General features: G+C 72.8%; 5 protein-coding genes and 1 pseudogene. All 6 read right to left on the reverse strand.

All coding sequences use genetic code 11. The features are described from left to right. Window positions 1-55: 55 nt before the first annotated feature. Window positions 56-1786: an AMP-binding protein gene (locus ACZ6J5_RS35710; protein WP_469398119.1), complete on the reverse strand. Its 1731-nt coding sequence runs from the start codon at window positions 1784-1786 to the stop codon at window positions 56-58. A 54-nt stretch (window positions 1787-1840) separates the two neighbouring features. Then, window positions 1841-3124 carry a cytochrome P450 gene (locus ACZ6J5_RS35715; RefSeq protein WP_469398120.1) on the reverse strand — a complete coding sequence of 428 codons (1284 nt, stop codon included), beginning with the start codon at window positions 3122-3124 and terminating at the stop codon, window positions 1841-1843. Further along, on the reverse strand, window positions 3121-4926 hold the full coding sequence (locus ACZ6J5_RS35720; RefSeq protein WP_469398121.1) for an amino acid adenylation domain-containing protein: 1806 nt from the start codon (window positions 4924-4926) through the stop codon (window positions 3121-3123). Before ACZ6J5_RS35720 ends, ACZ6J5_RS35715 begins: the two co-directional genes overlap by 4 nt. Window positions 4927-4979: 53 nt before the next feature. Beyond that, on the reverse strand, window positions 4980-5741 hold the full coding sequence (locus ACZ6J5_RS35725; RefSeq protein WP_469398122.1) for a thioesterase II family protein: 762 nt from the start codon (window positions 5739-5741) through the stop codon (window positions 4980-4982). Between the two features lie 56 nt (window positions 5742-5797). Beyond that, window positions 5798-6016 carry an MbtH family protein gene (locus ACZ6J5_RS35730; RefSeq protein ID WP_469398123.1) on the reverse strand — a complete coding sequence of 73 codons (219 nt, stop codon included), beginning with the start codon at window positions 6014-6016 and terminating at the stop codon, window positions 5798-5800. A 76-nt stretch (window positions 6017-6092) separates the two neighbouring features. Further along, window positions 6093-11879 (reverse strand): annotated as a pseudogene (locus tag ACZ6J5_RS35735) (alpha/beta fold hydrolase); the annotation flags it as partial. Between the last annotated feature and the right edge of the window lie 54 nt (window positions 11880-11933).

Raw genomic sequence — 11933 nt, forward strand, 5'->3', positions numbered from 1 at the left:
CCCTAAAAGAACCGGACAATGAACTGACAGGTGTTCTGCTTCTCCTGAAGCGATCTCAGTGCAGCAGGTCTTCTTCCCGGAACTCCGACTCCCGCCGGCCTTCCGGGGACATCTCGAAACGCTTCAGCACGGAGCGGTCGATCTTCCCGAAGGAATTCTTCGGCAGTTGGGAGAATTCGATTCTGCGGATGCGCTGGTAAGGCGCCAGGCGCCCGGACAGGAAGCTGAAGAGCTCTCTGGCCATGTCGGGGCCCGCCTCGTTCGCGGCGGCCAGCGTCACGTACGCCTTCGGCACGACGAGCCGCTGCTCGTCCGCGGCCGGCACCACGGCCACCTCCGCCACGCTCTCGTGCTGGAGGAGCGCGCTCTCCAGCTGGAAGGGGGAGATCCGGTAGTCGGACGACTTGAACACGTCGTCCTGACGTCCCACGTACGTGTAGTAGCCGTCGGCGTCCCGTGCCGCGACGTCGCCCGTGTGGTGGTACCGGCCGTCCGGGGCCACCGTCCGCCGGTCGTCCGCGTACCCGGTCATGAGCCCCAGCGGCCGGTCCGTGACGTCCAGGCAGATCTCGCCCTCGTCCGCCGGGTTCCCGTCCGGACCGATGAGCGCCACCGAGTAGCCCGGCAGCGGCCGCCCCATCGAGCCGGGCTTGACCGGCGCCCCCGGTCCGTTGCCCACCAGGCCGGTGGCCTCGGTCTGGCCGTAGCCGTCCCGGATCGTCACCCCCCAGGCGTCCCTGACCCGGTCGATGACCTCGGCGTTGAGCGGCTCGCCGGCCGAGACGGCCTCCTGCAGGGAGACCTTCCACCGCTTCAGGGGCAGCTGGACCAGCATGCGCCAGACGGTCGGCGGCGCGCAGAACGTGGTCACGCCTCCGCGCACCAGGGCGTCCAGCGTCGCCTCCGGGTCGAAGCGGTGCTGGGCCAGCGCGAGGACGGACGCCTCGGCGGCCCACGGCGCGAAGAGGTTGCTGCACGCGTGCTTGGCCCAGCCCGACTGGGCGATCGTCGTGTGGACGTCACCCGGCCGCAGCCCGATGAGGTACATCGTCGTCAACTGCCCCACCGGGTAGGAGGTGTGGCTGTGCTCGACCAGTTTGGGCTTCGACGTGGTGCCCGACGTGAAGTACCGGAACAGCGTGCCGGCGGCCGGGGTCGGCCCGTCCGCCCGGAAGTCCGTGTCCGAGCGCAGCGCCTCGGCCACGTTCCGCCAGCCCTCCGGAACCCGGGTCTCTCCCGGTTCCGGGACCGCGACGCGGGTCCGGATTCCGGGTACGCGCGCGAACTTTCCGGCGTCCGCCGCCCGGGCCACGACGTGCTGGACGCCCGCGCGGCGGATCCGGTAGAGCAGGTCGTCCTCGCCCAGCAGGACGGCCGCGGGGACGATGACCGCTCCGATCTTCATGGCCGCGAGCATGCAGACCCACAGCTCCGCCCGGTTGTCGAGCATGACCAGCACGGCGTCGCCGCGCCGGACGCCCCGCTCGCGGAGCCAGTTGGCGACCTGGGACGAGCGCTCGGACATCTCCCCGTACGTCAACTCCGCGTCGAGCCGCCCCCCTTCGGACAGGTCCATGACGCGCAGGGCCGTCGAGCCGCGGCGCTCCGGGGAGCGCGCGACCACGTCGAACCAGTCGAGGGCCCAGTTGAAGGTGTCCAGCCGGGGCCAGGAGAACTCCCGGTGGGCCGACTCCTGGTCCTCACGGTGTTCCAGCAGCACGTCACGGGCCGCGCGGAAGACCGCCGTCGGGTCGCTCGCGGCGGCTGCGGCGTCGGTTACGGACACGATGGGTTCCTCTGCGGGGTGGGAGCGGGAAGCGGAAGCGGCGGGCGGAGCCGCTCAGGCACGCGTACTCGACTGGCGTTCCAGCAGAGCCGCCTTGGCCCCGGGCCGGAAACGCGTCCGGACGGGCAGGTGCTTGATGCCCGCGGTGAAGTTGGACCGCAGGTGTTCCACGGGTCCGGCCAGCTCGATCGACTCGAACAGTTCGAGCATCTCCTTCACCAGCATGCGCAGGGTGATGCGGGCCAGCGAGGCGCCCACGCAGTAGTGCGTTCCGTAGCCGAAGGCGAGGTGCCGGTTGCCGGAGCGCGCGATGTCGAAGCGGTACGGGTCCTCGAAGACGGCCTCGTCCCGGTTGGCCGAGCCCAGCCAGACCGCCAGGGCGGAGCCCGCGGGGATGTGCTGACCCGCGAGGGTCACATCGCGTACGGCGTACCGCATGAAGTGGTTCGCGGGCGAGGACCAGCGCAGCCCCTCCTCCACCCCGCTGGCGAGGAGGGAGGGCGTCTCGGCCATCCGGCGGTAGCTGTCCGGGTCCTCGATCAGCTCCAGCATCATCGCGCTCAGGACGTGCGGCGTGGTGACGTTGGCGCCGAGGAGCAGGCTGTAGCAGTTGTAGACCAGCTCCTGGACGTCGAGCGGCTCCCCGCCCGCGTTCATGGTCATGAGGAAGCCGATCAGGTCGTCGGGCGGATCCCCGGCGCGCTCCCTGATCTCTTCCGCGAAGAAGCCGAACAGCTCGTGGTGGACGCTCATCAGCGTCGTCGCGCTGTCGCCCTCCTGGAACTCCGTGTCGTCGGGCGCGATGGCCATCGTCGTGCAGCGGGTGAGCCTCGGCCAGTCCCGCTCGGGGATGCCCATCAGGGCGCCGGTGAACGCCATCGGGAACGCGGCGGCGGCGGTCGCGAGGTCCCACGGGTCCTCGGTGAGGGCCGGCTGGAGCATCCCGCGCACCGCGGCGCGCAACTGGTCCTGGCGGGAGGCCAGGCTCTTGGGCGACAGGGCGCGCGCCAGCGGGTCCCGCATGGCGGCGTGCCGGGGCGGATCGGTGGCCGCCATCATCTTGCCGCCGGCGGGGTCGCCGACGTCCAGCGCCAGCAGGAGCGTGCCGCGCTCCGATGTGAAGTACGCGTGGTCGTCCAGCACCCGGCAGGCGTCCTCGTACCGGGTGACCGACCAGAACGCCCGCCCGTCGGGGAGCACCTGGTGGTGCACCGGTGCCTGCTCGCGCATCACCTTCCAGATGGGGTGCGGGTCTCCGTCGGCGTACAGGCCGGGGTCGAACAGGTCGACCTTCTCCAGGTCGACGTCGGGCTCCCCGGCGGGCACGGTGATCCTCATGCCCGTTCCTCCTCGTCCTGACGGCCGGCACCGTTCCCGGACCGTTCGGCGACCAGCTCCTCGATCGCCAGCACGAGGCCCGCGATGGTGGGGTTCTCGTAGAACCGCTGCGGGGTGATGGCGACGCCGTAGGCGGCCGAGATCTCGGCGGTGACCTGCATCCCGACCAGCGAGTAGCCGCCGATCTCGAAGAAGTCGTCGTCGACGCCCACCTCGGTGAGCCCGAGCAGGTCCGCCCAGACCGAGGCGAGGGCGGTCTCCAGCTCCGTCGCGGGCGCGCGGAACGGCGCGTTCACCTCGGGGCGTTCCTCGCTCACCCGCCCGGCCAGGTCGGCGCGGTCCACCTTGCCGTTGGGCGTGAGGGGAAGGACGTCGAGGAGCTGGTACGACGTGGGTACGGCGTACTCGGGCAGCGTCTCGGCGAGCCGGGCGCGCAGGGCCAGGGTGGAGAGGCGGGCACCGCGCTCGGGTACGTAGAACGCCACGAGCTTCAGGTCGCCGCCCGGGGCGCGCTGCGGTACGACGGCGGTGTCCCGGATGCCCGCCTGCGCGGTGAGCGCGGCCTCGACCTCGCCGGGCTCGACCCGGAATCCGCGGATCTTCACCTGCTGGTCGACCCGGCCGAGGAATTCGAGCACCCCGTCGCCCGTGCGGCGGACCAGGTCGCCGGTCCGGTACATGCGCTGCCCCGGGGTCTCGGCGAAGGGGTCCGCGAGGAAGCGCTCGGCGGTGGCGCCGGGGCGTCCGGCGTAGCCGCGCGCCAGTCCCTCGCCGACGGCGTACAGCTCGCCGGGCTCACCGTCCGGAACCGGGTTCAGCTTGCCGTCCAGGACCCGGACGCCGGTCCCCCGGACCGGCCGGCCGATGGGCACACCGGGGGCGCCGGGCGGTCCGTCCACCGTGTGGCAGGCGGTGAAGGTGGTGTTCTCCGTCGGCCCGTAGCCGTTGACGACGCGCAGGCCGGGAAGGAGGGCGCGGACGCGGTCGACCTGCGCGGCGGACACCACGTCGCCGCCCGCCAGCAGGTACCGGAGCCCGGTCAGCTTCTCGATCTGGCGCGCCGAGAGCCGGTGGAAGAGCCCGGCCGTGAGCCAGGCGACGGTGACGCCTTCCTTGACCACCGTGTCCACGAGCTTGGACAGCGAGGCGCCCGCCTCCGGGTACACCGCGAGACGGGCGCCGTTCAGCAGGGGCACCCATATCTCGAAGGTCGACGCGTCGAAGGCGGGGGACGCGAACTGGAGCACGACGTCGTCGGCGGTCACGTCCACGTAGTCGGGGTCGACGGCCAGCCGCCGTACGGCCCGGTGGGGCACGGCGACGCCCTTGGGCAGCCCCGTCGAGCCGGAGGTGTACGCCAGGTAGGCGATGTCGTCCTCGTGTACCTCGACGCCCGGGTCGCTGTCGGGCTGCCGGTCGATCCCGGCCCGGTCGGGTGCGCCGTCCAGGTGGATGACGTCCAGGCCGTCCGGGTCCGGCAGGGGTGTCCCCTCCTGGGTGAGCACCACCGATACGCCGGCGTCGGCGAGCACGGCCCGCCGGCGCTCCGGCGGCATGAGCGCGTCGAGCGCGAGGTAGCTGCCGCCCGCCTTGAGGACGCCGAGCAGTCCGACCACCAGGTCGGCGGAACGCTCGACCGACAGGGCGACGGGGGTCCTCGGCCGCACGCCCCGCTCGCGCAGGTAGTGGGCCAGCTTGTTCGCCCGTGAGTCCAGCTCCTGATAGGTGAGGGCCTGGTCGCGCCAGGTGACCGCCGTCGCTCCGGGCGACGCCGCGGCCCGCGCGGCGAACGCGCCGTGCACCGATGGGGCGCCGCGGCCGCTTGCCGCGGGCGGGGAAGAGGTGGGGCCGCTGGTCACTGACTGCCCTCCATGGCGGTTGCGATGTCCAGTTCCATCTCGGCGCGGAGCGCCAGAGGGGCCTGGAGGAAACTGTGGTGGCTGCCCTGGAGCGTGACGAACCGGACGTCGTCCCCGTACGCGCGCCATCCGGTCATGAGTCCGGGGGCCACCTCCTCGTCGTCCCGCCAGCCGAGCACGGTGATCGCGCCGGGCAGGGGTTCGGGGGCGGGCAGCCGGTAGGCCTTGTTGGCGTCGACGTCGGCACGCATGACGCCCAGCCCGAACCGGATCAGCGCGGGGTCCGGCTCCGCGCCCATCGCCCGGGTCAGGCCGGCGAGTTCGTCGGCCAGTTCGTCGTCCGTCATGCCCAGGAAGCGGCCGTAGGGGCCGTCGTGCGGGGCCACCTGGGAGGAGACGAAGAGCCGGGCGGGTGTCGGGAGCCCCTTGGCGTGCAGCCGGCGCGCGGTCTCGTAGGCCGCCAGCGCGGAGCTGCAGTGACCGAAGAAGGCGAAGGGCACGTCGAGGTAGGGCGTCAGGGCCTCGACCAGCTGCTCGGCGAGCGCCTCGTACGAGCCGTAGTGCGGGTCCTTGGCCCGGTTCTCCCTGCCGGGCAGTTGGATCAGGCAGACCTCGGCCTGCCCTATCCTCCGGGGCCACCGCGCATACATGGACGCGCCGACGCCGGAGTAGGGCAGACAGAAGATGCGGGCTGCGACACCTTCCTTGGGGCGACGCAGCAGCCACCGCTGTGGCGTGCTGGAGGACTGGGATTCCATTGCTTTCCCTCGAAGTAGCGCGTGCCGTCTACGGTCTGCGGGTCCCTGCGGGAGCGTCAGTTCCCGCCGTTCTCCATGGCCTTCACGAGGCTCTTGGGGCGCATGTCGGTCCAGTGCTCCTCGACGTAGTCGAGGCAGGTCTGACGGCCGGCCTCCTCGTGGGCGACGTCCCAGCCCGCGGGCACCTCGGCGAAGGAGGGCCACAGCGAGTACTGGCCCTCGTCGTTGACCAGGACGAGGTAGGTGGCGTCCGGGTCGTCGAACGGGTTCGTCATGATGGTTCCTCTTCTCGGTGGTGGCGGGGGGTGCCGGCGCGGCACCCCCCGCGTGGATCGGGAATGCGCCGGTCTGTCAGCTGAGATCGGCGGCGATGACGGGGCCGTACTCGACCAGCGCCTCCTGGTCGAGGAGCCTTCCGTGCTCGGTCGCGACGTCGTGGACGCGCAGCTCACCGTCCACGTAGGGCGTCCACACCGCCGGGCTGGGCCAGTCCGGATGGGCGTTCGCGCTGGTCGTGATCAGCCGGACGGGGCCCCGGAAGACCTCGGGCTCGTATCCCCGCTGGAGCACGATGTTGTTGTAGAAGGTGTCGACCACGCCTTCGATCGCCCGGTCGTCGAGGGTCGCCAGCGCACTCCCCCGCTCCCGCATGATCACCATGGCTTCGGCGAGGTCGAGTTCCTCCCCCTCGGTCACGGGATGTCCGAGGAAGGCGAGCAGACCCGCGATGATCTCCTTCTTGGCCGGTACGGGGACCTCGCGCGCGATCGCGTTCAGGGGATAGGCGTCGAGGACGGCCAGCATCCCGACCTCTTCCCCGTCCCGCTGGAGCCGGGTGGCGACGGCGTGGGCGACCACGCCTCCGAAGGACCAGCCGAGCAGGTGGTAGGGGCCTTCCGGCTGGACCGTCCGGATCTGTGCCAGGTAGTCGGCCGCCATCTCCTCGACGGTGGACGGGCGGGGTTCGGCACCGTTCAGCCCGCGCGCCTGCAGGGCGTACAGCGGCCGGTCCGCCGGGAGGAACTGGGCCAGCCGGGCGTACGACCAGCTCACGCCGGCTCCCGGGTGGACGCAGAACACCGGGTGGCTCTCGCCGCGCGGGCGCAGCGGCAGCAGGACGCCCAGCGGGTCCGTACCGGTGCCCTCGTCGAGCTTCACGGCCAGTTCGGCGACGGTGGGCGCTTCGAACAGGTCGATGACGCTGACCGGCGCCCCCAGGGTCTCCTGGATGCGGCGCACCAGCCGGACCGCGAGCATCGAGTGTCCGCCGAGCTCGAAGAACCCGGCGTCCACGCTCGGCACCGGCTGGCCCAGGACCTCGGCGAACAGGGCGCGGAGCAGCTCCTCCCGGGGGGAGGCCGGCGGGCGGCCCGCGTCGCCGTCACCGTGTCCGGCCACGGCGTCGTCGTCGGACGGGTCCTCGGGGGCCTGCTCGAACAGGGTGACCGAGGACGGCATCAGCTCCTGCGGCAGCGTCCGTCGCAGGCCGGCCAGGAGGCCCGGCTCGTCGAGGCCGTGTTCCTCGGCGACGGTGACGTAGGCCACCAGCTTCTCCACGCCCGGTTCGTCCTCGCGGACCACGAGATCGGCCTGGAGGACCTCCGGGTGTCCCCGGAGGGCCGCCTCGACCTCGGCGAGGTCCAGGCGGCTGGTGGGCGGCGTACCGGCCGGCCGGGTCGCGCGGCCCATGTCCCTGGCCACCTCGCCGACCGGCAGGTCCGGCGCCGCCACGAGTGCCGCCATGAGGCTCTGCCAGCGGTCCATCAGCGCGTCGACGGTCTCCCGGTCGAACACGTCGGTGGAGTACTCCACCGCGCCCTGGATCCCCGCGTTCCCGCCGTCGTCCGTCCTGCGCTCGAAGAGCTGGAGGGACAGGTCGAACTTGGCCGACCTGGATTCGACGGTCGCCAGCTCCACCCGGAGCCCGGGCAGCTCGAAGGCTCCCTGCGGCGTGTTCTGGAGGGCGAGGGACACCTGGAACAGCGGGTGGTGCGACAGGGACCGCTGCGGGTTGAGCCGCTCCACCAGGTACTCGAAGGGAAGGTCCTGGTGCGCGTACGCGGCCAGGTCGGCCTCCCTGACCCGGTCCAGCAGCTCCCGGAAGGTCGGCGCGCCGGACAGGTCCGTCCGCAGCACCAGCGTGTTGACGAAGAACCCGACCAGATCGTCGAGGGCCTCGTCCAGGCGGCCCGCGACGGGGGTGCCGAGGGGGATGTCCTCTCCGCCGCCCAGGCGGGACAGCAGCGCGGCCAGACCCGCCTGGAGCACCATGAAGAGACTGGTGCCGGTCTCGCGGGCGAGATCCACCAGGCCCTTGTGCGCGTCCGGGCCGATGGCCAGCGTCGTGACGTCGCCTCGGTAGGAGTTCACCGCGCGGCGCGGCCTGTCGAAGGGCAGCTCGATCCGCTCGGGCAGTCCGGCGAGCGCCCCGGACCAGTACGCCACCTGGCTGTTGAGCAGGCTGGTGTCGTCGTCGGCGGCGCCCAGGAGACGCTGCTGCCACAGGCTGTAGTCCGTGTACTGGACGGGCAGCGGCTCCCAGACGGGGTCGCGGCCGAGCAGCCGCGCCGCGTACGCCTGGCCCAGGTCCCTGGTGAGCGGGCCCATCGACCAGCCGTCACCGGCGATGTGGTGCAGGACGATCAGCAGGACGTGCTCGGTCGGCTCCACGCGGAAGACGCGGGCCCGGATGGGGAGGTCCCGCTCCAGCCGGAAGCCCTCCTCCGCGGCGGCCGACAGCGCCGGGGCCAGCTCCTTCTCGGCGATCTCCGTCACGGTGAAGTCCAGCCGTGCCAGGTCCTGCGGGACGATCCGCTGCCAGGGGGCGTCGTCGCGCTCCGGGAAGACGGTGCGCAGGGAGGCGTGCCGGCCCACGACGTCCTGGAGCGCCGCGCGCAGCGCGTCCTGATCGAGGCTGCCCGAGAGGCGCAGGATCAGGGGGATGTTGTACGCCGTCATCCCGGGTTCGAGGTGCTGAAGGAACCACAGGCGGCGCTGGGAGAAGGAGGGAGGCACCAGTTCGGTGCTCTCGGCCGCGATCAGCGGGGGACGGACCGCGTCGGACCGCATCTCGTTGATCAGTGCGGCCAGCGCGCCGGGGGTCGGGGCCTTGAACAGGTGCCCCACGCCGACCTCGGCTCCCAGGACGCTCCGGATCCGCGAGGTCAGCCGGGTCCCCATCAGCGAGTGCCCGCCGAGATCGAAGAAGCTGTCGTCCACCTCGACCGTGGGCCGGTCGAGTATCTCCGCGAACAGGTCGCACAGGATCTCCTCCTGCGGAGCCCGTGCGACACGCCGGCGGGCGGGCCCGAAGTGCGGAGCGGGCAGGGCGGAACGGTCCAGCACCCCCCACAGGTCGGCCGGCAGGGCGTCGACCACCAGCACCACGTCGGGCACCATCGGCTCCGGCAGGACCGTCTGCAGCGTGCGGCGCACGGCCGCGGTGTCGATCACCGCGCCCGGCTCCGGCAGGACGTAGCCGACCAGCCGGGCCTCGGCGGCCGTGGCCGCCCCGTCCTGGCTCCGCGGGGCGGCCGCCGCGCGGGCGACACCGGCACAGGCCTCCATCGCCTCCTCGACGGCGGAGATGTCGACGCGCAGGCCGCGGATCTCGGCCTGTTCGTCGACGCGGCCGAGGAAGCGCAGGGTCCCGTCCGCGTCCGCGCGCACGGCCTCGCCGGTGCGGAACATGCGGGCGCCGGGTGCGCCGTAGGGGTCCGGAACGAAGCGGAGCGAGGTCGCGCCGGGGAGCCCGGCGTAGCCCCGGGCGAGGCCGGGGCCGGCCAGGTAGAGCTCGCCGACGACGTGGGGCGGGACGGGGCGCAGCCGCCCGTCCAGGACGTAGGACCGCACCGCCTCCCGGAGCGGACCCGCCTCGGCCGACGTGCGCGCGTCGACCAGCGCGCGGGGCGCGCCCTCCGGCGAGTCCGGGCGGCCCGCGGGGAAGCGCTCGCCGTCGGCCAGGACCGTCAGTCCGCTCAGGGCGCCCGCCGCCCGGAGGCCGAGGGCGGCCGTGGCGGTGGCGGCGAGGTGGGTCGCCTTCCGGTCCGCCACGAGCGCGCCGAGGTCGTCGTCCTCGGAGCGGGGGAAGACCAGCGTGGCCCCGGAGGTGAGGACCGCGAGGACCGTGCCGACGCCGGACTCCGCCGTGACGGCGGACAGGTGCAGGACCACCGCGTCGGCGTCGAGCCGCGCCGTGGTCCCGGCGGCGAGGCGGGTGCCGGCGACCACGACGGGGAGCGGCATGCCGTCGCCGCCGGAGACGTGCGTGACGTAGACGGCGTGCGCGGCCGTGACCGGGGCGGCGAGCTCCTGGCCCGTGAGGTCGTGCGCGGGCTGCCCGGCGATCTCGGCGAGCGTGGCCGGGGCGTCCAGGGCCAGCCGGGGGCCGGGCCCGGCGGGTACGGGACCGGCGGCGCCGTCGGACGTCAGCGTGAGCACCGGTCGCCGGCCGGAGAGCGCGGCCTCGGTGTGCTCCGCCGGCCACTGGGGGTCGATGACCTGGAACGCCGCACCGGTCTTCGCCGTGGCCAGCTGGGCGATCACCAGGTCGAGGGAGCGGGGCAGGGCCAGCGCCACGACCGATTCGGGCTCCGCACCGTGGGCGAGCAGGACGCGGGCCAGCCGGTTCGCCCGCGCGTTCAGCTCCTCGTACGAGAGCGAGAGCTCGCCCGAGACCACGGCGACGGCCCGCGGGTCACGCGCCACCCGCTCTTGCACCGACCGCGCCAGCGGCACCCACGCGGCGAGCTCGCCACCGTCGTCGACGCCCGCCGGCAGCGAGGTGCGCTCCTCGGCCGTGAGGATCTCCACCCCGCCGACGCGATGGTCGGGGGCGGCCACCAGCTCCTCCAGGAAGGAGCACCAGCGCCGTCCTATGTCCTGGGCGGTGGAGTGGTCGAAGAGGTCGGTGCTGAACTCGACGACGAGGTCCAGGCCGGCGGCTTCCCCGTGCGTGCCGTACTTCTCCGTGACGGTGAAGAAGAGGTCGAAGCGGGAGGTTCCGACCCGCTCGTCGTCGGCTTCATGCCGCCGCTCCCCCGGACGGGGCAGTTCCATCTGCCCGCCCGGGGCGTTCTGGAGGGCGAGCATGATCTGGAAGAGCGGGTGGTGCGACAGGGACCGCTGCGGGTTGAGCACCTCCACCAGGTGCTCGAACGGCAGGTCCTGATGCGCGTACGCCGCCAGGTCCACCTCGCGGACCCGCGCCAGGAGCTCCCGGAACGTCGGGTCGCCCGAGGTGTCCGTCCGCAGCACCAAGGTGTTGACGAAGAACCCGACGAGCTCGTCCAGCGCCTCGTCGGTCCGACCGGCCACCGGCGTCCCCAGCGGAATGTCCGTCCCCGCGCCCAGACGCGTCAGCAGAGCGGCCGACGCGGCCTGCAGCACCATGAACACGCTGACGCCGCACTCCCGCGCCAGCCGCACCACACCCTGGTGCGCCTCGGCGCCGACGCTCAGCCCGAAGGCGTCTCCCCGGTAGGTGTTCACCGCGGGGCGCGGCCGGTCGGCGGGCAGGTTCAGCTGTTCGGGCAGGCCGGCCAGCGCGTCCTTCCAGTACGCGATCTGCGCGCTGAGCAGGCTCTCCGGATCGTCCTGCGATCCCAGCAGTTCGCGCTGCCACAGCGTGTAGTCCGCGTACTGCACCGGCAGCGGCTCCCACACCGCCACCTCACCCCGGCACCGCGCCTCGTACGCCCGCGACAGGTCACGCGTGAGCGGGACCAACGACCAGCCGTCACCCGCGATGTGATGCAGCGTCAGCAGAACGACATGGTCTTCGGGACCCAGCACGAACACGTCCGCGCGCAGCGGCAGCTCACGCTCCAGATCGAACCCGCGCCGCGCCGCGACCGCCAGCGCCGAGCCCAGGGCCGTCTCCGAGACCTGGACGACCGAGAAGTCGACCTCCGCGTCGGCCCCGTCCAGGACCCGCTGGTACGGCACGCCGTCGACCTCGGGGAAGACCGTGCGCAGGCTCTCGTGCCGCGCCACCACGTCACCCAGCGCCGCCCGCAGCGCCGCTTCGTCGAGCCGCCCGGGAAGCCGCAGCTGGGCCGGCATGTTGTAGGTGGGCGTCACGCCCTCCAGGCGGTGCAGGAACCACAGGCGGCGCTGTGCGAAGGACAGCGGCACGAGCTCCGGCCGCTCCACGGCCCGCAACGCCAGACGCACCTCACCGGACGCGTCCAG

The organism is Streptomyces sp. NPDC042100 (assembly GCF_055582325.1).

Coding starts and splice junctions, on each gene's coding strand:
- ACZ6J5_RS35715 (WP_469398120.1), bottom strand. CDS start 3,124: ATGAGGATCACCGTGCCCGCCGGGGAGCCCGACGTCGACCTGGAGAAG.
- ACZ6J5_RS35725 (WP_469398122.1), bottom strand. CDS start 5,741: ATGGAATCCCAGTCCTCCAGCACGCCACAGCGGTGGCTGCTGCGTCGC.
- ACZ6J5_RS35730 (WP_469398123.1), bottom strand. CDS start 6,016: ATGACGAACCCGTTCGACGACCCGGACGCCACCTACCTCGTCCTGGTC.